This is a genomic window from Enterobacillus tribolii (assembly GCF_003363015.1).
Classification (GTDB): domain Bacteria; phylum Pseudomonadota; class Gammaproteobacteria; order Enterobacterales; family Enterobacteriaceae; genus Enterobacillus; species Enterobacillus tribolii.
Genome location: NZ_QRAP01000012.1, coordinates 41,945 through 65,922, shown reverse-complemented (window position 1 = coordinate 65,922; position 23,978 = coordinate 41,945). Strand labels below are relative to the sequence as shown.

The window sequence follows — 23,978 nt, the reverse complement described above, 5'->3', positions numbered from 1 at the left end:
ACGCAGCAGTCGGCGCCATAGTTAGGATTAATCTGGATATATTACAAAAAAGTGGCGGAATTATAACAATCTTTAAGGGGATTTCGGTTCTTTAAGTGCTTAACGCGGATACTGTCACGGTATCCGCGTTAAGACATCACAACAACACATTAGAAAATCAGAATTTTTTCGCCCGTAACAAACGCAGGGCGTTCGCCGTCACCAGCGCCGTTGCACCGGAGTCCGCCAGTACCGCCAGCCACAGGCCGGTTAATCCTAACAAACTGGTTACCATAAAGACCGCTTTCAGGCCGATAGCGATGGTGATGTTCTGACGAATGTTCGCGTGCGTGGCGCGGGCAAGCGCAATCGTCTCCGCCAGCCCGGTCAGGCGGTTATGGGTCAGCGCGGCATCCGCCGTTTCCAGCGCCACGTCTGAGCCGCTGCCCATGGCGATCCCCACGCTCGCCGCCTTCATTGCCGGCGCATCGTTGATGCCGTCTCCGACCATCGCGGTAACGGAATTCACACTCAGCGCCTCCAGCGCTTTCACCTTGTCTTCCGGCAACAGACCGGCGCGGAAATCAATACCCAGCGTTGAGGCGATCGCCGCCGCCGCGCGCGGATTGTCCCCGGTCAGCATCACGCCATTGATACCCAACAGCTTCAGGGCCTGCAACGCCTGAACCGCATCGCCCCGCAGCGTATCACTCATGGCGATAAGGCCGCAGAGCTGTTCATCGCCCACCACGGCAACCACGGTCTTGCCCGCATTTTCCAGCGTTTCGATCTGACGTCGCGTGGCGTCATCAAGCTGCGCCGGCATCAGTTTGGCCGGCGTCATGACCTGAACCCACCGCTCCCCGATCCTTCCCTCAACGCCGATTCCTGCCTTAGCCTGACGTTCAAGCGCAACCACCGGCGTTACGCCATCCTGCTCCGCGCGTTGAACGATCGCCTGCGCCAGCGGATGGTGCGAGCCGATTTCCACTGCCGCCGCCAGGCCGAGAATTTCCGTTGCGGACCCGCCAGCCAGCGGCAGCACGTCGGTCACCTGCGGTTTTCCCTGCGTCAGCGTGCCGGTTTTATCAAACGCCACGGTTTGCACCCGGCCCAGTTGTTCCAGCGCTGCGCCGCCCTTAATCAGCGCGCCGCGCCGGGTGGCTGCGGCCAGCCCGGAGGTAATGGCTGCCGGAGTGGAAATCACCAGCGCACACGGGCAGCCGATCAACAGCATCGCCAACCCGCGATAGATCCAGGTTTCCCACGGCTGAGCGAAGACCAGCGGCGGAATCAGAATCACCAGCAGCGCCAGCAGCATCACCGCCGGGGTGTAATAGCGGCTGAAACGGTCAAGGAAACGCTCAATAGGCGCCCGGCGTTCCTCCGCTTCCTCGATCAACTGCAGGATGCGGTCAATAGCGTTGTTGCCCGGTTCCGACACCACCCGTAACTGGCACACGCGATCGACCACCAATGCGCCAGCGGCGACTTTCTCCTCGCGCTGGCGCTCCACCGGCACAGATTCGCCGGTCAGCGCGCTTTCGTCGAAGCTGGCGAAAGCGTCCGTTAACACCGCATCCGCCGGCAGCCGCCCACCGGGCGCGACTTCGATAATCTGCCCCGGACGCAGGGAAGCCACGGCAACACGCCGGCGCGCTTCGCCGTCCACCAGCACCGCCTCTTCCGGCACCAGCGCCATCAACGCGGCAACCCCCCGGCGCGCCCGGCCGGCGGCATAGGACTCCAGCAGTTCTCCGATCATAAACAGCAACAGCACCATCGCCGCTTCTTCGGTCGCGCCGATGAACAATGCCCCCAGCGCCGCCACGCTCATCAGGGTTTCAATGGCGAAAGGCGTGCCGCTGCGGATTAACTTCCAGGCTTTGGAAACGATCGGGACCAGCCCCACCAACGTAGTGGCAATAAAGGCAATGCGACCCAGTTGCGGGTTGAACTGTTCGACCACATAACTCAGCACCATCATTACTGCTAATGAGATCAGGAAACCATACTCACTCCAGCGGCTTTCCTGTTGTACAGCAGCGCGTTTCTCCCCCGGCCCCGCCAGCAACGTAAACCCGGCACGGGTGACGGCGTTGCGCACATCCGCCGTAATGTCCGCGTTCGCATCTACTACCAGTTTCTCCGTGGCGAACAGCACGGCGGCCCGCTCCACGCCGGGAACGTTTTTAACCGCATTTTCAATTTTGCGCGCGCAACTGGGGCAATCCATGCCGCTGACCTGCCAGCTGAAACGCTGGTTTCCGGTCAGCGGCGGCAAGGGCGGCTCCTCTTCCCCCCCGCCCTCTTCGCTATGGCAATGATCTTCGCCACAGCAGGCCGCCGGCTCCTGCGCCGGCGCGGCGTGCTGGTGGGGTACGGCACTGCTGCAACCATGTTGCGTTTTGGCATGTGCGTGGCCGCAGCCGCATGCGCCGTGCCCGTCTTCATGATGAGTATGTTCTGACATAAAAGCCTCCGGGTATCGCTGTCGGGAGATTGGGTTTTCCTTAACTCTACACTCTGGAGTCAACTCCAGAGTCAAGGAAATAAAGCGAAAAACGTCACCGCCTTTCTTAATCGATTTTTTTGAACAGAGGAGTGAGTTTTTTAGGCTTTCATATTTTCAGGTTAGGTCTAGACTAGTAAAAAACGTTGAGGAGATTTGATTATGATTTACGTACGCAAGGCACAAGACCGCGGTCACGCTAACCATGGCTGGCTGGATACGTGGCACTCCTTCTCATTTGCCGATTACTACGATCCGAACTTCATGGGCTTTTCCGCGTTGCGCGTGATCAATGACGACATGATTGCCGCCGGACAGGGTTTCCCCACCCATCCGCACAAAGACATGGAAATCCTGACCTACGTGCTGGAAGGCGCCGTAGAACACCAGGACAGCATGGGCAATAAAGAACGCGTCAACGCCGGTGAGTTCCAGATTATGAGCGCCGGCACCGGGGTACGCCACTCTGAATACAATGCGCTTCAGGATCGTAACCTGCATCTGTACCAGATCTGGATTATCCCGTCAGAGAAAAACCTGACGCCGCGCTATGAGCAGCGCACCTTCGACGCGCCGCAGGGCCGCCAGTTGGTGTTGTCGCCCGATGCCCGTGACGGCTCACTGAAAGTCTTTCAGGACATGACGCTGACCCGCTGGGCGATGTTGAAAGATGAACAATCGGTGTACCAGATCCAGGCGGATCGCCGGATATGGATCCAGGTTGTGAAAGGCAACGTATCCATTAACGGCCAGAAAGTAGAAACCGCCGACGGCGTGGCGATTTGGGATGAAACGGCGATCTCCGTTCACGCGGACGACGCGGCCGAAATCCTGCTGTTTGATTTGCCGCCGGTATAACACCCGGCTCTCAGGCCGCGGCCGGCAACGCCGCAGCCTGAAAACCTGCAAAAATAACGATAAAACGCATTACCCTCAAAATTGACACCCTGTCAGTCACCGCTCCCGGAAGGGGCGGTGCTTTTTCTTTGTTACTCCTGAAGATATCCGTAACATTATTTTTTTGCTACACTGCGATCCCTACGGAACAGTAACTCATCTGATTGGAAATGAAGAAAAAACGCCCGGTGCTTCAAGATGTTGCTGACAGAGTTGGTGTGACCAAAATGACGGTCAGCCGTTACCTGCGCAATCCCGATCAGGTTTCCGCTCCCTTGCAGAAAAAAATCGCCGTCGCGCTGGATGAACTGGGCTATATCCCTAACCGTGCGCCGGACATTCTTTCCAATGCCACCAGCCGCGCTATCGGCGTGCTGTTGCCCTCGCTGACCAACCAGGTTTTCGCCGAAGTGCTGCGCGGCATCGAAAGCGTCACCGACGCTCACGGCTACCAGACCATGATCGCTCACTACGGCTACCAGCCGGAGCGGGAAGAGGAACGCCTGACGTCGCTGCTCTCGTATAACATCGACGGTCTGATCCTGTCCGAACGCATTCATACCCCCCGCACGCGCAAGATGATCGAAGTCGCCGGCATTCCGGTCGTTGAATTGATGGATTGCATCACGCCCTGCATCGACATCGCCGTCGGGTTTGATAATTTCGCCGCAGCGAAAGCCATGACGCAGGAAATTATCAAACGCGGGCACCGGCATGTGGTCTACTTCGGCGCCCGTCAGGATGAACGTACCGTCATCAAACAGATGGGCTATGAAGCCGCCATGCGTGAAGAAGGACTGGAACCGAACAGCGTGATGGTGCCGGTCAGTTCGTCTTATTCCACCGGTGGAGAGCTGATGCGCATCGCGCTTGAGCGTTATCCCGAAATGGACAGCATCTTCTGCACCAACGACGACCTGGCGATAGGCGCGGCTTTTGAGTGCCAGCGGCGCGGCCTGCGCATTCCTCAGGATATGGCGATCGCCGGCTTCCACGGTCACGACATCGGCCAGGTGATGGAGCCGAAACTCGCCAGCGTGTCCACGCCGCGTTACCGCATGGGGCAGATCGGCGCAGAGCGCCTGCTGGCCCGGCTGCGCGGCGAGCAGATCTCATCGCAGATGGTGGACGTCGGCTTTACCCTGCTGTATGGCGGCAGTATCTGATCCCAACGCCCTCTAACCTCTTTACGAAGACAAAGTAACTGCGATTAACATCACAGTTATTCATTTTCGTTTACGCTGACTGTTGCTTATCCGCACAACAATCCCGACAATGTTACCCATAACAAGTTACCAGTAACATTCCTTAAAAACCCTTTCATAACGCGCTGGAGGAGAATATGAGTGACGTCAAACAGCCGCATCACGTGTTTGTTCTGATGGGCGTATCAGGCAGCGGAAAATCTGCCGTTGCCAATGCAGTTTCTCAGGAAATGGGCACGGCGTTCCTGGACGGCGACTTTCTGCATCCGCGCGCCAATATCGTCAAAATGTCGGAAGGCCATGCGCTGAACGATGATGACCGCAAACCCTGGCTCAAAGCGCTCAACGATGCGATTTTCGCCATGCAGCGTACCAATGATATCTCCCTGCTGGTTTGCTCAGCCCTGAAAAAGAGCTATCGCGACATGCTGCGCGAAGGCAACAAGCACCTGCACTTTATTTACCTGAAGGGAGACTTCTCGCTGATCGAAAGCCGGCTGAAAGCGCGTAAGGGGCACTTCTTCAAACCACAGATGCTGGTAACACAGTTTGCCACCCTGGAAGAGCCGGGCAACGACGAAGCCGACGTACATACCGTCCATATCGATCCGCCGCTGGACGGCGTTGTGGAAAGCACGGTTAAAGTCATCAAAAACGTTATCGCCGGCAACGCCTGAAAACTTCCCCGGCGTTATGGCCGGGAAAAGATCAGATGTAGGCCAAATCCGGCAAACAGGACGCCGGCAACGCCGTCAATCCATTTGGCCAGACGCTGATAACCGCGACGCATCACCGGCAGGGCGAACACCAATGCCACCGCGCTGAACCACAAGAAGGTTTCAGCCACGATCAACAAAAACAAACCGGCACGTTCGCCGCCGCCGAGATTATCCCCGATAAACAGGGAAAACACGCTGCCGAAGTAGATGACCGCTTTCGGGTTGGACAAATTAGTCAGGAAACCACGCAAAAAGGTTTTGCCGCGCGCCGGCAGCGCGACTTCCGCGCCGCTGGCGTCCAGAGCGCCTTTAGCACGGGCCGAACGCAGCAGCTGATAACCCATCCAGCACAGGTACAGCCCCCCGCCCAGGGTAATCACCCGATGCAGCCAGGCCATTTTCATCAGGATCAGGTGCAGGCCCATCAACGCGACGCCAGCCCAAATCACGATACCGAGCGTAATCCCCAGCACACCCAGCATCGCCTCTTTACGCGAGCGGCTGGCCGCCGTTTGCGAAACGAAAAAGAAATCGGGGCCGGGGCTGGCCAACGCCACCAGATGCACCAGCGCGATTGTGAAAAATAACACCATTGCCGTGTCCTGCCTGATAAAAAGGAAAGTCGTTATACTAGCGCCGATAACGGCAAGTAAGAAAGAGAATACGGAGGCAAGACGCCGGTTCTTTACGCCTGGCGCTTACTCATCGTCCCCGTCTACGTGTTCCCGGATCACCGTCATAAACGCCTGACCGAAGCGATCCAGTTTACGCTGCCCGACGCCGTTGATGCTCAGCAACTCTCCGGGCCGGATCGGCATCTGCTCAGCCATCTCCAGCAGCGTGGCGTCGTTGAATACCACGTAGGGCGGAATGTTTTCTTCATCGGCGATCGCTTTGCGCAGTTTACGCAGCTTGGCAAACAGTTTGCGATCGTAGTTACCGCCATAGCTTTTCGGCTGGCTGGTACGGGATTTCAGGTTAATAATGCGCGGCACCGCCAGTTGCAGCGGGACTTCGCCGCGCAGCACCGGCCGAGCGGCTTCAGTAAGTTGCAGGGCGGAGTGCTGGGCGATGTTTTGCGTGACCATTCCCAGGTGGATCAGCTGACGCAGGATGCTGATCCAATGCTCCTGAGACTGCTCTTTCCCCAGGCCGAACACCGACAGCTTGTCATGGCCGAATTCCCGGATACGGGCGCTGTTGGCCCCGCGCAGCACTTCCACGACGTAGGCGATGCCGAAGCGCTGCCCTACGCGCGCAATCGCGGACAACGCTTTTTGCGCATCCATCAGCCCGTCATAGCGTTTGGGCGGGTCCAGGCAGATATCGCAGTTACCGCAGGACTCCTGACGTCCTTCGCCGAAATAGTTCAGCAACACCAGGCGCCGGCAGGTTTGCGCTTCGGCAAACGCATTCATGGCGTTCAGCTTGTGGCGTTCAATCTCTTTCTGCTGCCCGTCCGGCTTTTCTTCCAGGCAGCGGCGCAGCCACGCCATGTCCGCCGGATCGTAAAACAGCACCGCTTCGGCGGGCACGCCGTCACGCCCGGCCCGTCCGGTTTCCTGATAATAGGATTCGATATTACGCGGAATGTCGAAGTGCACCACGAAACGCACGTTGGGCTTGTTGATCCCCATGCCGAATGCCACGGTGGCAACGACAACCTGCAGGTCATCGCGCTGGAAAGCTTCCTGCACCTGCGCCCGGCGGTCATTATCCAGCCCGGCGTGATACGCCGCGACGCTAAGCCCGCGGCTTTGCAGACGCGCTGCGGTGTCTTCCACCTTGGCGCGGCTGTTGCAATAGATAATGCCCGACTTCCCCTTCTGCCCCTGAATGAAACGCCAAAGCTGATCGAGCGGCTTAAACTTTTCCACCAGGGTGTAGCGAATATTCGGGCGGTCGAAGCTGCTGACCTGAATCAGCGGGTCGTCGAGCGACAGCAGGCGGGCAATATCATCACGGGTTGTGCTGTCGGCGGTAGCCGTCAGGGCGATAACCGGAATGGAAGGGAAACGTTGCTTGATTTGCCCCAGCGCCCGGTATTCTGGCCGGAAATCGTGCCCCCATTGGGAAATGCAGTGCGCTTCATCCACCGCCAGCAGAGCGGGATTCCAGTGCGGGAGCTGATCGAGAAAGTTATCCATCACCAACCGTTCCGGCGCAACGTACAACAGCTTGATTTCGCCGCTGCGGCACCCGGCAAACACGGCCTGCTGCTGCTCCCAGGTTTGCGTGGAGTTCAGGCAGGCGGCGTTAACCCCGTTGGCGAGCAGCTGATCGACCTGATCCTTCATCAGCGAGATCAGCGGCGAAACGACCAGCGTCAGCCCTTCCAGCACCAGCGCCGGGATTTGGTAGCACAGTGATTTACCGCCGCCGGTGGGCATCACCACCAGACAGTCACAGCCGGCTAACGCAGCATTGATAATTTCCTGCTGACCCGGACGGAACTGCTGATACCCGAACGTATCCCGCAATACCTGCTCTGCCAGCATCTCTGCGCTAATGACCTCTGCCGTTACCACGCTACCTCTTCTCTGTTTGTTACCGGAAAAACACAGGGTGCTATTCTAGGCGTCCGGAGCCGGTTTGTCGTTAACGGAAGTAATGTCCTGCGAAGGTTTCCGCAATTACATAATATCATTCAGCATGATCCCAACGCCGGCGCGGGTCTGGCGGAAATCATAATCAATCATCGATTCACCATAGCCGCTGAACAACTGGGTATAGAGGCGGATATGCTTCGTCATCGGGTAGCTCCATCCCATCTCAGCGCCGCCGTAGCCGGTGTTCCAGTTGTAATGCCCCTTGACGCTGAACACGCTTTTGCCCCAGCTGTAGCCCAACTGCAAATCGTAGTATCCCATGTACTTGGTGATATCGCGGTTGTCGTCCTTGCTGCTGTTCTCCGGGATACGATACCAGGGCTTGACCTGCACCTGGAAATTACCGCGTTCCGCCATCAGGCGGGTATAGATCCGGTTCCAGCTGCGCGACGTAGGATCTGAACGCCCGTTGGACTGATGATTAAAGCCGAACTCGACGTCACGCAGGGTCCAGCCCATATAGTCGTAATCCGTCGCCCAGCCGATAAACAACTGCGGCTCGTAGTTGGTTTCGCGAAACGGCGAAGACGCGCTGCGGTTAAACGCCTGCCACCAGGAGCGCTGGGTATAGGAAGCCGCCAGCACCGAGTTGTCGCCCAGCAAGCCGCGCCAAATGGGGAAAGCCAGGCTCAGCTGAAACTTAACTTCGTCCTTGCGTGCTTTGTCAGCCCAGTCATAAGAATGGATAGCTTCTTTATTCAGATCGCTGGTATTGGTGTAGAGCAAATAGTTGGTGTCATAGGGGTAGAGCGTAAAAGGGTTATCATATTCCTGCATCAGGTTCGCGATAATGCTGCCCCGGTGCGCAGGTATATTATTTTCGCTTTCGGCCAGCGCGCATCCGCTCCAGGCCAACAACGCCACCATGGTTCCCCATCCTTTTCCCATCAATGAATTCCTCACAAAAAATTATCAATCCGTGCTCAAAATATCCGCCATTTTACACAGAAATCCTCTGTACGCCTCGGGATGTCGTCGGAATTATCGTCAGCGCTGGAAAGCAACAATAAACAAGCATATTATCAACAAATAATTAACCTAAAAATATCGACGCCCCGTTCTGTCGTTACTACCGGAAGGAACTTATGTCTGCAACCTTGCTCTCCCGCGAATCGGCCCGTCAGTTAATCGGCGAGATTTTTATTTATCACATGCCCTTCAACCGTGCGCTGGGTCTGGAGTTGCACCGCTTTGAGACGGACTATGCGGAGTTGGTGGCCGATGCCAGAGAAATGATGATCGGCAACGCGCACCAGCGCATTCTGCACGGCGGCGTCATCGCGTCTATGCTGGACGTCTGCGCCGGGCTGGTTTGCGTTGGTTCAACGCTGCTGCGCAGCGATACGATTGCCGAAGAGGAGCTGAAGCAGCGGCTGTCGAAAATGGGCACCATCGACATGCGCGTTGACTACCTGCGTCCGGGCCGCGGCGAGCGCTTCGTCGCCAGCGGCAGCCTGCTGCGGGCGGGTAACAAAGTCGCCGTGGCGCGGGTGGAACTGCATAATGAGCAGCAATTGCACATTGCTTCTGCCGTTGCCACTTATATGGTGGGCTAACGGAATATTTTCCCGATTTATTTCTTCCTGGCGGAATAATGGCGGGTAATCATTATCGTTTCAGCCGGAACCGAGACATCCATCAAAAAACCAGTAAACTGGCAGTCCGCACTTTTATTTTCGGATCTACCCAATGGATGCCCAACAAACCCGCCGCGGCATAATGTTTGCCCTGGCCGCCTATTTTATCTGGGGTATAGCCCCGGCTTACTTCAAACTGATTCAGCAAGTGCCCGCGCCTGAAATCCTGACGCACCGGGTGATTTGGTCATTCTTTTTCATGATTGCGCTACTTTCCCTGAGCCGCGGCTGGGGCAAGGTGAAGGCGCTGTTCAATACGCCGGTTAAGCTGCTGTTGTTGGCCGGAACGGCGGTGCTGGTCGGCAGCAACTGGCTGCTGTTTATCTGGGCGGTTAACAATCATCATATGCTGGAAGCCAGCCTGGGCTATTTCATCAACCCGTTGGTGAACGTGTTGCTCGGCCTGATCTTTCTCGGCGAGCGTTTCCGCCGCATGCAGTGGCTGGCCGTGTCGCTGGCGATTTGCGGGGTGCTGGTGCAACTGTGGCAGTATGGCTCGATCCCCTTTATCGCCCTCGGGCTGGCATTCAGCTTTGCGTTTTATGCCCTGATACGCAAAAAGATCGGCGTGGACGCCCAAACCGGCATGCTGATTGAAACGCTGTGGCTGCTGCCCATAGCCGGGATTTATCTGTTCGGCATCGCCGACAGCGCGACCAGCCACCTGAGCGCCAACCCGCTTTCCCTGAACCTGTTGCTCATCGCGGCCGGCGTGGTTACCACAGTGCCCCTGCTGTTCTTCACCGCCGCGGCAACCCGTCTGCGCCTTTCCACGCTGGGCTTCTTCCAGTATCTGGGGCCGACGCTGATGTTCATTCTGGCCGTCACCTTTTACGGCGAGGTCATGACCGAAGATAAGCTCCTTACCTTCGGCTTTATCTGGACCGCGCTGATCGTGTTTACCCTGGATGCGCTGTATACCCAGCGCCGCCTCAGGACGCCGCCGCTCGCCGTGAAATCCAACGCGCCATCGCCGGGCCGGTAAGCAGAATACTGAACAGGCGCAGCGTCTGCATTGCCATCACGAAAGACATGTTGACGCTGCTGCCGGCCGCGATAATGGCAATCGTGTCCAGCCCGCCGGGGCTGGTCGCGAGATAGGCGGTTAACATATCCACCGGCAGCACCCGCGTCAGCCCCCAGGCCATCAGGCCGCACAGCGTCATCAGTCCCACAATGGAAACGATCATTTGCGGCAGGGTGCGCAGCGCCAGCAGAAAAATCGGACGGGTGAACAGCAGCCCCACGTTCCAGCCAATCAGGGTATAGGCCAGCGCCAGCAGCCATTCCGGGATCTGCAACGTCATTACGCCGCTGGTGTTCAACCCTGCGCCGATCAGCATCGGCAGCAATAACGCCCCGGACGGGATACGCAGCTTTTTCCCCAACCATGCTCCGGCAACGGCCAGCAGCAACGTCGCGGCAAAGCGCCAGTCCAGCGGCGGAAACCATACCTGCGCGGCGCTTTGCGCCGCCGCCTGATCGCCCAGCCCAATGCGGGTGACGATCGCCGCCGCGGTCGCGACAAACAGCACCCGCAGGTACTGCATAAACGCCACCAGCCGCACATCGGCGCCGAAGTCGCCGGCCATCGCCACCATCGCCGATGCCCCGCCGGGAGAAGAGCCCCAGGCGCCGGTCGGCCCCGGCAGATCGCTGAAACGCATCAAAAGCCAGCCGGAAAGACCGCTGGCCGCCAGCGTCGTCAACAGCACCAGCAAAACAATGGGCCAGTCATCAAGCAGCGGCGTCAGAACGGACGGAGAAAGCGATTGTGCAATCAGGCACCCCAGAATGGCCTGTGAAGCAACGAAAAGCTTGCCAGAGATACGGATAGATGCGCCGAACAGACCCATGGCGACGCCGACGATCATCGGCCCGAGCAGCAGCGCCGCCGGAATATGCCAGATCTGAAATAATGTCCCGAGCAACAAGGAGGCCGCGATCAACACAGTCCATTGCACGGGCGCGGAAAAACGTAACATTGCACCCCCATAGCGCATTTACGGAGGTCCATTATAAAAGAACAACCCGCGGAAGTAATGGCTTCCAGCGCAGAGGAAGCGGCCCGGCGGGCCGCCACGCATTAAAGCCAGTTTTTACGTTTAAAGTAGAGATAAGGCGCCAGTCCGGCCAGGATCATCAGCCCGATGGCCGCCGGATAGCCGAACGACCATTTCAGCTCCGGCATAAACTCGAAGTTCATGCCGTAACTGGAGGCCACCAGCGTCGGCGGCAGGAAGACCACGGAAACCACGGAGAAGATTTTGATGATGCGGTTCTGCTCGATGTTGATGAAACCCATCGCGGCCTGCATCAGGAAGTTCACCTTCTGGAACAGGGATTCGTTGTGCGGCAGCAGGGATTCGATATCGCGCAGAACCTCACGGGCCTGTTCCAGCTGGCTGGTCGGCAGGCGCGCCTTGCGCACCAGGAAGTTCAGCGCGCGCTGGGTATCCATCAGACACAAGCGCACCTTCCAGCCGATATCTTCCAGTTCCGCCAGTGTAGACAGCGCCTCGTCGTAATCATCGCCCTGACGTCCGTCCATAATCACCCGGCTGAGCTTTTCCAGATCGCTGTAAATGTTCTCGATCTCATCCGCCAGCTGTTCGATTTTGGTTTCGAACAGATCCAGCAGCAGCTCGTACGCGTTGCCGTCCATCAGCATCTGGTTGCGCGCCCGCATACGGTAAAGACGAAACGCAGGCAGCTCGCGCTCCCGCAGGGTATACAACCGGCCGTCGCGGATGGTGAAAGCCACGGTGGAGTTACCGGCGTGGTCCGCGGCGTCCTCAAAATAGAAAAAGGAGTGGATATGCAGGCCGTCTTCGTCTTCGAAGAAACGTGCGGAGGCCTCAATGTCGTCCAGTTCCGGACGGGTCGCCAAACTTTGGCCGAGTTCATCTTGTACCCGCTGACGCTCTTCGTCTTCCGGCTCAACCAGATCGACCCAAAGCGATGATCTTAAATCATCCGTGTCATCCAGCTCCAGACGGGATAAGCGGCAGTTATCTAATCTAAATGCACTCAGCATTGCCAAAAACTCCGTTGCGGTGACTCGAGGACACGCATGGAGCACATAAAACGAACGGGGAAGATGTCACTGTCACCTGTCAGTTTCAGACCTATCAGACCTGACTCAGCGCGACGGGAGGGTCGCTGACAACCACGAAGGCTATCAGCAAAGAGAAATAGCCTTAGAAGTTGTACCCGTTAACCGGGTTATGGAGCCAGTATCGACTGGGTGCGTCCAAGGTGTATATCCTCATAAGATAATAGTGGGCGCATGTTACGCCCAGAGGAAAAAGGCGTCAACAGGCGGTTAAAAGTAATTGACCGCTGGCAAGAAAGTGCTGTTGCCCGCTTCCCTTTTCTGGTGTGATGATGCCGATGATTACTCCATTTGCCTGATTCAGAGCGCCATAATGAGCATGAAACAAATTACTTTCAGTGAATTGACCGAACAAAGCACCGCAGCCGCCCAGTCGCCACGCCTGCGCGCACACCGCAACCTGCATCCTGAATTAAGCGACCCGGTGCAGCGCCTGGCTATCGCCATGGAGCCGGGAACCTATATCCGCCCGCACCGGCATCCTCATACGTTCGAGCTGCTTATCCCGCTGCGCGGGCGCTTTGTGGTGCTGAACTTCGACGATGAAGGCACGGTGATCCGCCGCGTAGTACTCGGCGAAGAGTGCGCGGCGCTGGAAATGGACGCCGGCGTCTGGCACGCCGTGCTGTCGCTGGACCCGCAGGGCGTGATTTTTGAAGTGAAACACGGCGGATACCGGCCGGTAGAGGAAGGGGATTATATGCCGTGGGCGCCGGCGGAAGGCATGGACGGCACCGAAAACGTCATGGCGTGGTATGCCGTCGCCCAGACGGGCGAAAAATACCCCGGCTGACCCCCGTACGCTGCGGCGTACCCGGTTTTACATGGTCTCCAGTTTGGCGTACGCCGCCACCAGCCACTTAATGCCTTCTCCCTGGAAAGCGATCTGCAACCGGCTGTGTTCGCCGCTGCCTTCCAGATTGATGATGGTGCCTTCGCCGAATTTGGGATGCTTAACCCGTTGCCCCAGCTTGAAGCCGGTATCGTTGCTGCTGATCGGCGTTCCCATGCGGCTGTGGCTGACCGGGCGCGATACGCTGGCGCGCAGGCGCACTTCCTCCACGCACTCTTCCGGCAGTTCGCCGATGAAACGCGACGGGCGGTGATAAACCTCTTTACCGTATAAACGGCGGGTTTCGGCGTAGGTCAGCGTCAGCTTGCGCATGGCGCGCGTAACCCCAACGTAAGCCAGCCGGCGCTCCTCTTCCAGCCGTCCGCCTTCTTCCATCGACATCTGACTGGGGAACATGCCCTCTTCCATGCCGACGATGAATACCTGCGGGAACTCCAGCCCTTTGGCGGAGTGCAGCGTCATAAGCTGTACCGCATCCTGATAGGCATCCGCCTGCCCTTCGCCGGCTTCCAGCGCGGCATGAGACAAGAACGCCTGCAGCGGCAGCAGATCCTGATCTTCGTCGTCATAGCTGAACTGACGCGTCGCCGTCACCAGTTCCTCCAGGTTTTCAATACGCGCCTGGCCCTTTTCACCTTTTTCCTGCTCGTACATCTGCCACAGGCCGGAATCCCGGATCACACGGTCGGTTTGTACGTGCAGCGGCATCTCCGCCGTGTCCCGCGCCAACGCATCAATCAGCTCAAGGAAACGTTGCAGCGCGGACGCCGCGCGGCCGGCAAACACCTTCTCCTGCAGCAGTTCGCGCGTCGCCTGCCACATCGTCAGCTGGCGATCGCGTGCGGCCTGGCGCACCACGTCCAGCGTACGATCGCCGATCCCGCGGGTCGGCGTATTAACCACGCGCTCAAAGCCGGCGTCATCATTGCGGTTGGCGATCAGGCGCAGATAGGACAGCGCATCTTTGATTTCCTGACGTTCAAAGAAGCGCATGCCCCCGTAAATCCGATACGGCATGCTGCCCTGCAGCAACGCTTCTTCCAGTACGCGCGACTGGGCGTTGCTGCGGTACAGGATCGCGCAGTCATTGAGCGCGCCGCCGCCTTCATGCCAGGTCTTGATTCGATTGACCACGAAACGGGCTTCATCCAGCTCATTAAAAGCGCAATACAGTGAAATCGGCTCCCCGTCGCCATCTTCGGTCCACAGGTTTTTCCCCAGGCGGCCGTCGTTATTTTCAATCAGGGCGTTGGCCGCTTTCAGGATATTGCTGGTCGAACGGTAGTTTTGCTCCAGGCGGATCGTCTCCGCGCCGGGGAAATCGTCGAGGAAGCGCTGAATGTTTTCCACCTGCGCGCCGCGCCAGCCGTAGATTGACTGATCGTCATCCCCGACGATCATCACTTTTCCGCTGTTGCCCGCCAGCAGGCGGATCCAGGCGTACTGAATGCGGTTGGTATCCTGAAACTCATCCACCAGAATGTTGGTGAAGCGGTCGCGATAGTGTTGCAGGATCTGCGGCTTATTCAGCCACAGTTCATGAGCGCGCAGCAGCAGCTCGGCGAAATCCACCAGCCCGGCGCGATCGCAGGCTTCCTGATAAGCCTGATAAATGCGCAGCCAGGTCTGCTCCACCGGGTTGCCGTAGCTTTCAATGTGGTTCGGACGCAGGCCGTCGTCTTTTTTGTTGTTGATGTACCACATGCCCTGGCGGGCCGGCCACTGCTTGTCGTCCAGGTTCAGCGCTTTGATGATGCGCTTGAGCAAACGCAGCTGATCTTCGCTGTCGAGAATCTGGAAGTCCTGCGGCAGGTTGGCGTCCAGATGGTGAGCGCGCAACAGGCGGTGCGCCAGCCCATGAAACGTGCCGATCCACATGCCGCCCTGGCTGGTGCCGACAAGGTGCTCAATGCGGTGACGCATTTCCGACGCCGCCTTGTTGGTGAAGGTCACCGCCATGATGGAATACGGTGAACAGTTTTCCACCGCCATCAGCCAGGCAATACGGTGCACCAGCACCCGGGTTTTGCCGCTTCCGGCTCCGGCCAGCACCAGCAGGTTGCTGCGTGGCGCGGCAACGGCTTCACGTTGTTTATCGTTAAGGCTGTTCAGCAGATCGGAAACGTCCATAGGCACCGTCGGTCAATAGCGGGAATCGCCAAACACGGCGATTCCACTGGAGATTTATACAGAAAACGGAAGGAATTATATCAACGCCGTGAGCGAATCCAACCTGGAAATCTCAACATGCGGCAATAAACGGCCATCATCGGCTTTGGTCAGGCTGCGATAATGGTCGTTGATCCAGCAGGATTGCATGCCGCAGCGCACTGCGCCGGCCACGTCCGTCGTCAGATCGTCCCCGACGTGAAGAATCCGCGCCAACGGCATTTTCAGTTTATCGGCCGCCGTTCGGTACATATCGGCGTACGGTTTGGCCCGGCCATCAGGGCCGGAACGCAGCACAAAGCGGAAATAATCGCTGAGGCCGAACAGCGCCGGATTGGCGTTGCCGTTGGTGATCGCCGCCAGCGGCACCTTTTCCGCCAGCGCCCGCAACGTACGGTGGGTCTCTTCCGGCACGGTGACGCAGCTGCGCCAGCGGGCGAAATTATCCATCGCCGTATCGGCCGCCTGCGTCGCCTGCCGATCATCATAACCAGCGCGGGTCAGCGCCAGATGAATCGACAGCCAGCGCCAGCGCGTAACGTCATGATAGATTTCCGGATCGCGCAAGCGCAGCTCGGCGCGCAGTGTCTTCCATTCAGCCGGGCCGAAATGACTCAGCGGTTCGTAATTGTCCCGCAGAAAGGCCAGCGATTCGTGTTCGGTGCGTTGGATGACCGGTTGGTTGTCGTACAGCGTATCGTCCAGATCGAAAGTCAACGCCGCCACCGGCCCCAGTGCGCGGTAAAAGTGCATAAGCATCCCGTCTTCTCAGGCCCATCCCGGCGCGCCGCCGGTTAAGATTTCCCGCGTTTGGCCCGCGGATGCGCCGCGTCGTAGACCGTTGCCAGGTGCTGGAAATCCAGATGGGTATAAATTTGGGTGGTGGACAGGTTAGCATGTCCGAGTAATTCCTGCACCGCGCGCAGGTCGCCGCTCGATTCCAGCATATGCGTGGCGAAGGAGTGACGCAGGCGGTGCGGGTGAACGTGGCTGGTCACACCCTGACGCACACCCCATTCGGCGAAGCGTTTTTGCACGTTACGCATCGAGATGCGACTCCCCTTGCTGGAGATAAAGAGCGCCGCGTCTTCCGGCTCATACAGTTCGCGCATCGGCAGCCAACGGCGCAACCATTCCACCGCAGTCCTGCCCAGCGGCACCTTGCGCTCTTTGCTGCCTTTGCCCAATACCCGCACTTCCCCGGTGTCGAGATCGGCGCTGCCGAGATCAAGCCCCACCAGTTCGGAGAGACGCAGGCCGGCGCCGTACATCACTTCCAGCATGGTACGATCGCGCACCGCCAGCGGATCGTTCATGTCGATCTCCAGCAGGCGGTTTACCTCATCCACGTCCAGGTTTTTTGGCAGATGGCGCGGATTTTTCGGCGTCGTGATGCCCTTGGCCGGGTTGGCCGGTAATGCGCCCTGGCTGACCTGCCAGTCGAGGAAACTGCGCAGCGCAGAGAGCCGCTGCGCCAGGCTGGCCGGTTCCAGCCCTGCGCGTTTGCTGCGCGTTACCACCGCACGTACGCGGGTGGCGTCCAACTGCCGCCAGTCGCTGACGCCGGACTGTTCGAGCAGCGCCATAACCGCATTCAGCTGGCGCTCGTAACTTTCCGTCGTGTAATGGCTGAGACGGCGCTCCACGCGCAAATAGGTAAGGAAAGCCCGTACCGGCGCGGCCAGTTCGTCGGCGCTCATTGGCGTTCGATCCAGCGTTCCAGCAGCGTCGGCAACAACAGGGCCAGTTGATCCAGCATCGTCGTTCCCATCCCCGGCTGATAATGTTGCCCGTCGCGGCTGCTGAAAATCACCAGCCCCAAATCGCCGTTTTTACCCATCAGCGACAGGGCGACCGAGGCAACCTGTTTTGCCTGCGGTAACAGCAGCAGCAGTTCCGGCCCGTTAAGGGAACCCAGGTAGTGATTCTGGCTGCCCATCCGCTGAATGCGCAGCGGCTCGAAGTCATTACGCGCCAGCGCCAGGTGCGTAAAATCGGAAGGCGCGCCGATGCGCCACTTATCGCTGAACAGACGGACGTTAGCGCCCACCAGCCCGAAAGAACGCGCCCAGCGGTGGAAGCGCAACAACAACTCCTGCAGACTGCCGGCGGCGGCCAGGTCCCCCTGCAACGCCAGCAAACGGCTGAACAGCACCTCGTTGGCGCTGGCCTGCTCCATCAGCAGCGTGATCTCCTCCTCCAGATCGTGAATATGATTACGTTGCCGCACCATATGCCACTCAACCAGAGAAACCGAGCCGCGCACCGCATGGGGAACGCGCATCTGCTCCGCCATCCGCGCATTGCGGATGAAGAAATCCGGGTTTTGCAGCAGGTATTCCGCTACCTGCGCATCATTCAGCGCCGTCAGCAACGCCGGTTGCGTATCCAGCGTCCGGTCCTCGATATCACTCATAACGCACTGTCACTCACAAATGGATAGAGCCATCATAAACATGGGTCGCAGGCCCCGTCATGAACAGCGGGTTGCCCGCGCCTTTCCATTGAATTTGCAAACTGCCGCCCGGCAGCTCTACTTTGACGTCCTCATCAAGCAAGCCCTGCACGATCCCAACCGCAACCGCGGCGCAGGCGCCGCTGCCGCAGGCCTGGGTTTCTCCCGCACCGCGCTCATAAACCCGCAGGCGGATGTGCCGGCGGTGTATCACCTGCATAAAACCAACGTTGACCCGCTCCGGGAAGCGCTCATGGCTTTCCAGCACCGGCCCCAGGGTTTCAACGGCTGCGGTATCAACATCGTCCACCTGCAGCACGCAGTGCGGATTTCCCATCGACACCGCGCCGCACAGCACGGTTTGCTCCGCGGCCCGCAAAATATAGGTTTTCTCGGCTTTCTGCGCCTTAAACGGGATTTGCCCCGGTTCAAACACCGGTTCGCCCATGTTGACGGTCACCTGGTCGTCATTGCTGACCTTCAGCACCATACGGCCGTTTTGCGTGCTGACCCGGATTTCGCGTTTGTTGGTCAGCCCTTTCAGGCGCACGAAGCGGGCGAAACAGCGCGCGCCGTTGCCGCACTGTGCGACTTCGCTGCCGTCGGCATTAAAAATCCGGTAATGGAAATCCAGTTCAGGGTCGTAAGGCGGTTCAACGATCAACATTTGATCGAAGCCGACGCCGGTGTGGCGATCGGCAAGGCGGCGGATCAGCTCCGGTGAAAAGTAGACATTCTGCGTAACCGCATCGACCACCATGAAATCGTTGCCCAGCCCGTGCATTTTGGAAAACTGCATATTCACTCCCTCACTGCGTGAAACACGCTGCCAGGCTGTTATTTACTGACCGACGACCGGCTCCCCTGAAGTCTGCGCATTGGTTTGCGGCGTTTGATCCTGAGGCGCGGTCTGGACCTGTTTGGTCTCAGGCTTATTCTCCGGCGGATAATAAAGCGGTCCTTTCAGGCCGCAACCGGCCAGGCCAAACAGGGAAACGGCAAGCATGGCCAAACGGATTTGTTTTTTCATTGTATTAATGCCTGTTATTTCTGCGTTCAAGCTCTCTATAATCGCAGTTGGATCGTGAAAAGCAACAGGAATCGAAAATGAATGACAGTGAGTTTCACCAATTAGCCGACCAGTTAATGCTGCGTATTGAAGAAGTGCTGGACGCCTATGACGGCGATGCCGATATCGATTATGAAACAAACGGCGGCGTCATGACGCTGACGTTCGAAAACGGCAGCAAGATCATCATCAACCGTCAGGAACCGATGCATCAGGTCTGGCTGGCGGCCAAAGCCGGCGGATACCATTTTGGCTATCGTGACGGCGGCTGGTTCAGCGACCGCGGCGGCGAAGCCTTCTTTGACGTGCTGTCGCAAGCCTGCAGCGCCCAGTCGGGCGAGGACATTATGCTGGCCTGAACAGGGGGCCCCGGCTCACATAAACACCGAGATAGCCTCAGCCAGTCTCCCAGCCTGGCTGTTCATACTCCCTGAAGCCTCTGAGCTTTCCTGAACCCGGGTAGCATTCTGCAGCATGATGCCGTCCAGTTCCTTAACGGCCTGGCTGACGTCTTCAAGCGCCTGCGCCTGTATGCCCGTCGCGGTACTGATTTCGGCGATAAGTACGGTGACGTTTTTTATCCGCCCGACGATCTCCTCGATTTTAAGACCGGCCCCTTCCGTCGCTTCATTGCCCGACACCACCTGCGCCGTGCTGGTATCCAGCAGGCACTTAATGTTGCTGGCCGCATCCGCGCTGCGCTGCGCCAGATGCCGGACCTCTTCAGCAACCACCGCAAACCCTTTGCCCTGCTCTCCGGCCCGCGCCGCCTCTACCGCGGCGTTGAGCGCCAGAATATTGGTCTGAGAGGCAATACCATCAATAATGCTGGTGATATTCGTTATCTGTTTGGCGTTGTCAGTGATTGCCGTCATCACATCAATGATCATACTCATCGTCTTTCCGCCTTCGATGGCGGACTCGCGGGTCTCGTGTGAAAGCACGTCCGCGACGGAAGCCTTTTCGGTATTGCTTTTAACCGTCGCCATCATCTCTTCCATCACCGCAGCCGTCTGTTGTACGTTCATCACGGCTTTTTGTGTTCTGGCGTTCAGATCTTCGTTCGCAGAACATAAAACGTCGGAAGCCCTGGAAACGGCCTGAGCCTGATTGCTGACATCGTCAACCAGCCAGCGGAACATCAGCCCCAGCTGAGTGACGGTCCGCAGCGTCATGCCAATCTCATCGACGCGATCCATTTGTTCCGAATGAGAATAATCGCCCGTTACCACGCGCAGGGCCTGACGATAAAGCCGTTCAACAGGGCGGGAAATCCGGAATTCCAGAAACACACCGGTCATCAGCATGATCGCTGACATCACGGCAGCAAATACGGCCAGCGTCCCTGTTCCGGGAATAAGCAGTGCTCCCGCCAGCAAGCTCAGCATCCACAACGCCAATAACGTTCCCCGCAGACACCAGCGCAGCGGCAACGTTTTGAATACGGAGCACCAGCTGAAAAAACCGCGCCGCAGGATAATGCCCTTATAGAAGCGCTTACTTTGCTTCTTTTTGTCACGAAACGTCCGGTAACACGCTTCTGCCACTTCGACCTCATCCTTTCCGGGATGTGTCCGCACGGACATGTAGCCCTTCACCCTACCGTTACGAATAACGGGAACGGCATTCGCCCGAACCCAGTAGTAATCGCCGTTTTTCCGGCGATTTTTCACCAAACCCGTCCAGGGTTCCCCCTGTTTCAGGGTGAACCACATGTCTTCAAAAACGCAGGGCGGCATATCCGGATGACGGACGATATTATGCGGCTGGCCGGCGATTTCCTCATGGCTGAAGCCGCTGACCTTCATAAAAGCGTCGTTTGCATAATTGATATAGCTGTCAGGATCTGTGGTGGTCATCAGCGTTGCGTTAGCGTCGAACAGATATTCACGTTGAGTTACCGGCTGATTGTTACGCATATTCGTCACCTGTTGTTATATTGTTACAACAAATATCGGCGATTTTTGATGGAGGTTTAGCGGTATGCTCGAAGAATTTTGTCGATAGCAGTCAGACTTAAGGCAGGATCCACAGCGAAAAACGAATAATCATGATAGTTCTGTTCTGCCGGCAGCAGGAATACCCTGCCATTCCGACTCAGTGCAGTTGAAAACGCTGTTTTAGCGGCGAGGTAGCCTCACCCTCGTCGGTATTCATACACAGTTGCGACAATGATGTGCTCCGGAACGGCACCACCTGCGCCTGACCGTCGATATTCACGATTTGATAGAACTGCGGCAGGTTGAAGTTGATGAAGCTGGAGCCGTAGGTAAAGCGATCGTGCGAAGAGGAATAGAAACGGCTGACGTCGCGCACCAACTCTTCCTTGCTGCCTTCGCAGTGGTGGTACACTTCGACACGGTTGGTTTCGTCGAGGATGTAAATGTTAAAGCCCTCGTCGTCGCCGTCTTCAAAGAAAAACTGAATGATGCCTTCGCTGGCGTAACCGTCCACCACGCCCGGCAGATGCACCTGTTTGGTTTCTACCTGTACCGTCGGCAAACCGTGCAGCTTGTTGTTGGAGATCGCGCCATAAAACTCAATGGCGTTTTCCAGCTTCTGCACCGACACGCTGAGGCGTTCAAAGAACAATCCCCAGGTTTGACCCGCCACGCGTACCGCTTTAAACCGGCCCGGTTCCAGACGGGTGCTCGACAGGCGCAGCTCAATACACTCGGAGACCAACTGTTGCAGGCGGGTGCGGATTAAGCCGCGCAGGTGCGCGCTGTAGCAGAACACTTCGACCGCTTCCGGCGGCGCGGCATCCTGATGCATTTTCCCCAGGATAGTCTTCAGCGCTTCCAGCACGGCCTGCTCGCCGCTGAAGTGCAGCGTACGCACTTCATTCCACGAGTTGCGGTACAGCAGATCAATGCTGCCGATCAGGCATTGCTGTTGCTGGCCGAAGCTGAACACGTCCAGCTTGCGGAAATCAAAATGCACCACCTGATTGCGGAATGCCGACGTCGGGTCGTTTTCCAGGTTGACGATAATCGCCAGATGCCGGATTTCACACGGGCTGTAAAGCGCCTTGGGCGTTGGCGCCGGAAGCCGGATAGGAAAGTGCTGCCCGACGTCATGCACCAATTCCTGAAGCTTATTCAGGTCGCACAGATTGTTGCTGCTCTTGATGTGCAACTGGGTATCCGGCATCAGCAGCCCATTGAAATAGGCCCAGGCCACCAGCTTGTTGAGATAACGGTTATATTCCAGCGGCTGATGGCTGATGATGGTTTCGATGGTCGGCGCGCGGTTGTATAAATACCATCCCGCACGGTTGGCGCGGCCGATGGGAACATGCACGAACGTCAGGTGTTTTTCCGACAGATCCGGTGAAATCTGCGGGTTGACCAGCGTGACTTTGCCCGGCAGCGCTTCAAAAGCCGCGTACAGTTTACGGGTCAGCACGCCGATGTCCTGCGGGCTGGCGCTGACGCTGAGGTTATTGCGGCGGGCGAAACGAATCAGGTTGCGGTAGCTCTGCATCATCGCGTCCAGCAACTCGTTATGCGCCTCACGCACCTGCTCGATTTTCCAGTTGGCGCGGTTGTCCAACATCTCAATGCGTTTTTCGTCCCATCCCCACTGCGCCACCAGCTGAGTCAGGATTTCCCGCCGCCAGCCCACGCAGGCGCGCGCACGGGACAATTTTTCACAGACCTTGAGGTAAAAACAGCGGCGTACCAGATCAAGCCGGGTGGGATCGTTAATCAGTTCCAGATAACGTGTCACCCGCTCCAGCATCATGCAGTACGGGTCCAGACCGAAGGAGACGATCTCGCCCTTATGCAGACGCTGTTTAATATCCATGGCCAGCAGGTCGGTATTGGGGTATTCCCAGGAGTAAGCCTCCAGCAGCAGCGTCTTCAGCACCGCCTTATACGGGGAATCGATACTTTTATACAGCTGCCACAGACTGGCGCCGAAGTATTCCTCCGCCGACAACGTGCCCAGCCCGCCCAAATCAAGCCACTCGTTGGGCGTCAGCGCGCCGCGGGCGTACAGGGACAACACATACTCGTCGTAATGCGCTTCTTCCTCGCAGGGCACCAAATTCCACAGGATACGTTTACCGGCCATGCGCACCGCGGTGCGGTAAAATTCGTCCAGCAGCAGGATGTGTTGGGTAGAACCGCAGTCTTCGCCGCCCAGGCTGCCGCTTTCATTGTGGCGGAAGCGGTTTTCGTCGATCAGGAAGAAACTGACGTCAACGCCCAGCGACGCGGCCCATTTTTCCAGGCGGGTACATTTCTGTTGCAGGCGCTGGCGCTCATCCGCATCCAGCCAGGATTGGTGGCACACCCAGATATCCAGATCGGAGCTACAGCTCTGGCCGACGGACGAGGTGCTTCCCATCGAATACACGCCGGTAATCGGCGGTTCGCCCACCGGCTCCGCATTCAGATCGCCGGGCTGGCGCTGCATAATTTCGTTGAGGTAGGTTTGTTGCTTTTCATCAGGCGCGTAAAAGCAAATGCCGTGGGGAACGTTACCATCAAGATAACCTGGCATTAGCGGGTGGTGGTAATGAAGTAAGGTTGGCAGCAAGCCGTAGACTTGCCTGAAGGCTGGCCCCATAGCCGCCAAAGCGCGATCAACCCGCAATTGGTTAATCGCGTCCAGCCTCTGTTTGAGTGTCTCAATATAGAGGTACAAGACTATTCGCCTGATTGTTCCAGTGTCGTCAGTAAAGAAACCCGTTCCCCGGCTCCATCACTGTGTTAATTAGATATATGGGATGAATTATTGCCGGAAACGT

Annotated in this window: 21 protein-coding genes; 7 read left to right on the top strand and 14 right to left on the bottom strand. The window is 57.7% G+C overall.

Going from position 1 to position 23,978, the window contains the following annotated elements; genetic code table 11:
- Nucleotides 1-157: 157 nt before the first annotated feature.
- A complete protein-coding gene (locus C8D90_RS19465; protein WP_115460131.1) occupies nt 158-2,452 on the bottom strand; it encodes a zinc/cadmium/mercury/lead-transporting ATPase in 2,295 nt (764 codons plus the stop codon).
- Nucleotides 2,453-2,653: 201 nt separating this feature from the next.
- On the opposite strand from C8D90_RS19465, the gene C8D90_RS19460 reads away from it, so the two are divergent.
- The 3 genes from C8D90_RS19460 (at nt 2,654) to gntK (ending at nt 5,270) form a co-directional block, all read left to right on the top strand.
- The gene (locus tag C8D90_RS19460; RefSeq protein WP_115460130.1) at nt 2,654-3,349 is read left to right on the top strand and encodes a pirin family protein; all 696 of its coding nucleotides are present in this window, start codon (nt 2,654-2,656) and stop codon (nt 3,347-3,349) included.
- Nucleotides 3,350-3,558: 209 nt separating this feature from the next.
- Complete coding sequence (gntR, locus tag C8D90_RS19455; protein WP_115460129.1) at nt 3,559-4,554, top strand: gluconate operon transcriptional repressor GntR; 996 nt, start codon at nt 3,559-3,561, stop codon at nt 4,552-4,554.
- A gap of 176 nt (nt 4,555-4,730) precedes the next feature.
- On the top strand, nt 4,731-5,270 hold the full coding sequence (gntK, locus tag C8D90_RS19450; protein ID WP_115460128.1) for a gluconokinase: 540 nt from the start codon (nt 4,731-4,733) through the stop codon (nt 5,268-5,270).
- Between the two features lie 14 nt (nt 5,271-5,284).
- On the opposite strand, the gene rhtC is transcribed toward gntK, so the two are convergent.
- From rhtC to pldA, 3 genes are all read right to left on the bottom strand, one after another.
- Nucleotides 5,285-5,905: a threonine export protein RhtC gene (gene rhtC, locus C8D90_RS19445; RefSeq protein WP_115460127.1), complete on the bottom strand. Its 621-nt coding sequence runs from the start codon at nt 5,903-5,905 to the stop codon at nt 5,285-5,287.
- Between the two features lie 105 nt (nt 5,906-6,010).
- A complete protein-coding gene (recQ, locus tag C8D90_RS19440) occupies nt 6,011-7,840 on the bottom strand; it encodes an ATP-dependent DNA helicase RecQ (protein WP_115460126.1) in 1,830 nt (609 codons plus the stop codon).
- A 105-nt stretch (nt 7,841-7,945) separates the two neighbouring features.
- Nucleotides 7,946-8,788 carry a phospholipase A gene (gene pldA, locus C8D90_RS19435; protein WP_376744992.1) on the bottom strand — a complete coding sequence of 281 codons (843 nt, stop codon included), beginning with the start codon at nt 8,786-8,788 and terminating at the stop codon, nt 7,946-7,948.
- A gap of 218 nt (nt 8,789-9,006) precedes the next feature.
- Here pldA and C8D90_RS19430 point away from each other — a divergent pair, with 218 nt between their 5' ends.
- Together C8D90_RS19430 and rarD are read left to right on the top strand one after the other, a co-directional pair.
- On the top strand, nt 9,007-9,477 hold the full coding sequence (locus C8D90_RS19430; protein ID WP_115460124.1) for a thioesterase family protein: 471 nt from the start codon (nt 9,007-9,009) through the stop codon (nt 9,475-9,477).
- 133 nt (nt 9,478-9,610) lie between these two features.
- The gene (gene rarD, locus C8D90_RS19425) at nt 9,611-10,543 is read left to right on the top strand and encodes an EamA family transporter RarD (protein ID WP_115460123.1); all 933 of its coding nucleotides are present in this window, start codon (nt 9,611-9,613) and stop codon (nt 10,541-10,543) included.
- On the opposite strand, the gene C8D90_RS19420 is transcribed toward rarD, so the two are convergent.
- Nucleotides 10,491-11,543, bottom strand: a complete 1,053-nt coding sequence (locus tag C8D90_RS19420; RefSeq protein ID WP_115460122.1) for an AbrB family transcriptional regulator — start codon at nt 11,541-11,543, stop codon at nt 10,491-10,493. The two genes, rarD and C8D90_RS19420, sit on opposite strands and share 53 nt — an antisense overlap.
- A 101-nt stretch (nt 11,544-11,644) precedes the next feature.
- Nucleotides 11,645-12,595, bottom strand: a complete 951-nt coding sequence (corA, locus tag C8D90_RS19415) for a magnesium/cobalt transporter CorA (RefSeq protein ID WP_115460121.1) — start codon at nt 12,593-12,595, stop codon at nt 11,645-11,647.
- Between the two features lie 397 nt (nt 12,596-12,992).
- On the opposite strand from corA, the gene C8D90_RS19410 reads away from it, so the two are divergent.
- Nucleotides 12,993-13,466: a WbuC family cupin fold metalloprotein gene (locus C8D90_RS19410; protein WP_115460177.1), complete on the top strand. Its 474-nt coding sequence runs from the start codon at nt 12,993-12,995 to the stop codon at nt 13,464-13,466.
- Nucleotides 13,467-13,493: 27 nt separating this feature from the next.
- Here the strand turns inward: C8D90_RS19410 and uvrD are convergent, their stop codons facing one another.
- From uvrD to lptM, 6 genes are all read right to left on the bottom strand, one after another.
- On the bottom strand, nt 13,494-15,656 hold the full coding sequence (uvrD, locus tag C8D90_RS19405; RefSeq protein WP_115460120.1) for a DNA helicase II: 2,163 nt from the start codon (nt 15,654-15,656) through the stop codon (nt 13,494-13,496).
- A 75-nt stretch (nt 15,657-15,731) separates the two neighbouring features.
- On the bottom strand, nt 15,732-16,448 hold the full coding sequence (gene yigB / locus C8D90_RS19400) for a 5-amino-6-(5-phospho-D-ribitylamino)uracil phosphatase YigB (protein WP_115460119.1): 717 nt from the start codon (nt 16,446-16,448) through the stop codon (nt 15,732-15,734).
- Nucleotides 16,449-16,489: 41 nt separating this feature from the next.
- Nucleotides 16,490-17,395, bottom strand: a complete 906-nt coding sequence (xerC, locus tag C8D90_RS19395; RefSeq protein WP_115460118.1) for a tyrosine recombinase XerC — start codon at nt 17,393-17,395, stop codon at nt 16,490-16,492.
- Entirely contained in the window at nt 17,392-18,111 is a 720-nt protein-coding gene (locus tag C8D90_RS19390; RefSeq protein ID WP_115460117.1) for a DUF484 domain-containing protein, read from the bottom strand. Before C8D90_RS19390 ends, xerC begins: the two co-directional genes overlap by 4 nt.
- A gap of 13 nt (nt 18,112-18,124) precedes the next feature.
- A complete protein-coding gene (gene dapF, locus C8D90_RS19385) occupies nt 18,125-18,949 on the bottom strand; it encodes a diaminopimelate epimerase (RefSeq protein ID WP_115460116.1) in 825 nt (274 codons plus the stop codon).
- A gap of 42 nt (nt 18,950-18,991) precedes the next feature.
- Nucleotides 18,992-19,180: an LPS translocon maturation chaperone LptM gene (gene lptM, locus C8D90_RS19380; RefSeq protein ID WP_115460115.1), complete on the bottom strand. Its 189-nt coding sequence runs from the start codon at nt 19,178-19,180 to the stop codon at nt 18,992-18,994.
- Between the two features lie 77 nt (nt 19,181-19,257).
- Here lptM and cyaY point away from each other — a divergent pair, with 77 nt between their 5' ends.
- Complete coding sequence (gene cyaY / locus C8D90_RS19375) at nt 19,258-19,578, top strand: iron donor protein CyaY (RefSeq protein ID WP_115460114.1); 321 nt, start codon at nt 19,258-19,260, stop codon at nt 19,576-19,578.
- A 15-nt stretch (nt 19,579-19,593) separates the two neighbouring features.
- On the opposite strand, the gene C8D90_RS19370 is transcribed toward cyaY, so the two are convergent.
- Together C8D90_RS19370 and C8D90_RS19365 are read right to left on the bottom strand one after the other, a co-directional pair.
- Nucleotides 19,594-21,138 (bottom strand): methyl-accepting chemotaxis protein, encoded by a 1,545-nt coding sequence (locus tag C8D90_RS19370; RefSeq protein ID WP_115460113.1) that lies wholly within the window; start codon nt 21,136-21,138, stop codon nt 19,594-19,596.
- Nucleotides 21,139-21,316: 178 nt separating this feature from the next.
- Nucleotides 21,317-23,875 carry a class I adenylate cyclase gene (locus C8D90_RS19365; protein WP_115460112.1) on the bottom strand — a complete coding sequence of 853 codons (2,559 nt, stop codon included), beginning with the start codon at nt 23,873-23,875 and terminating at the stop codon, nt 21,317-21,319.
- Nucleotides 23,876-23,978 lie beyond the last annotated feature (103 nt).

Excerpts from the sequence above, each read along its gene's own strand:
- C8D90_RS19465 (WP_115460131.1), bottom strand. The coding sequence starts at position 2,452 with ATGTCAGAACATACTCATCATGAAGACGGGCACGGCGCATGCGGCTGC.
- C8D90_RS19460 (WP_115460130.1), top strand. The coding sequence starts at position 2,654 with ATGATTTACGTACGCAAGGCACAAGACCGCGGTCACGCTAACCATGGC.
- gntR (WP_115460129.1), top strand. The coding sequence starts at position 3,559 with ATGAAGAAAAAACGCCCGGTGCTTCAAGATGTTGCTGACAGAGTTGGT.
- gntK (WP_115460128.1), top strand. The coding sequence starts at position 4,731 with ATGAGTGACGTCAAACAGCCGCATCACGTGTTTGTTCTGATGGGCGTA.
- rhtC (WP_115460127.1), bottom strand. The coding sequence starts at position 5,905 with ATGGTGTTATTTTTCACAATCGCGCTGGTGCATCTGGTGGCGTTGGCC.
- pldA (WP_376744992.1), bottom strand. The coding sequence starts at position 8,788 with ATGGTGGCGTTGTTGGCCTGGAGCGGATGCGCGCTGGCCGAAAGCGAA.
- C8D90_RS19430 (WP_115460124.1), top strand. The coding sequence starts at position 9,007 with ATGTCTGCAACCTTGCTCTCCCGCGAATCGGCCCGTCAGTTAATCGGC.
- rarD (WP_115460123.1), top strand. The coding sequence starts at position 9,611 with ATGGATGCCCAACAAACCCGCCGCGGCATAATGTTTGCCCTGGCCGCC.
- C8D90_RS19420 (WP_115460122.1), bottom strand. The coding sequence starts at position 11,543 with ATGTTACGTTTTTCCGCGCCCGTGCAATGGACTGTGTTGATCGCGGCC.
- corA (WP_115460121.1), bottom strand. The coding sequence starts at position 12,595 with ATGCTGAGTGCATTTAGATTAGATAACTGCCGCTTATCCCGTCTGGAG.
- C8D90_RS19410 (WP_115460177.1), top strand. The coding sequence starts at position 12,993 with ATGAAACAAATTACTTTCAGTGAATTGACCGAACAAAGCACCGCAGCC.
- uvrD (WP_115460120.1), bottom strand. The coding sequence starts at position 15,656 with ATGGACGTTTCCGATCTGCTGAACAGCCTTAACGATAAACAACGTGAA.
- yigB (WP_115460119.1), bottom strand. The coding sequence starts at position 16,448 with ATGCACTTTTACCGCGCACTGGGGCCGGTGGCGGCGTTGACTTTCGAT.
- xerC (WP_115460118.1), bottom strand. The coding sequence starts at position 17,395 with ATGAGCGCCGACGAACTGGCCGCGCCGGTACGGGCTTTCCTTACCTAT.
- C8D90_RS19390 (WP_115460117.1), bottom strand. The coding sequence starts at position 18,111 with ATGAGTGATATCGAGGACCGGACGCTGGATACGCAACCGGCGTTGCTG.
- dapF (WP_115460116.1), bottom strand. The coding sequence starts at position 18,949 with ATGCAGTTTTCCAAAATGCACGGGCTGGGCAACGATTTCATGGTGGTC.
- lptM (WP_115460115.1), bottom strand. The coding sequence starts at position 19,180 with ATGAAAAAACAAATCCGTTTGGCCATGCTTGCCGTTTCCCTGTTTGGC.
- cyaY (WP_115460114.1), top strand. The coding sequence starts at position 19,258 with ATGAATGACAGTGAGTTTCACCAATTAGCCGACCAGTTAATGCTGCGT.
- C8D90_RS19370 (WP_115460113.1), bottom strand. The coding sequence starts at position 21,138 with ATGCGTAACAATCAGCCGGTAACTCAACGTGAATATCTGTTCGACGCT.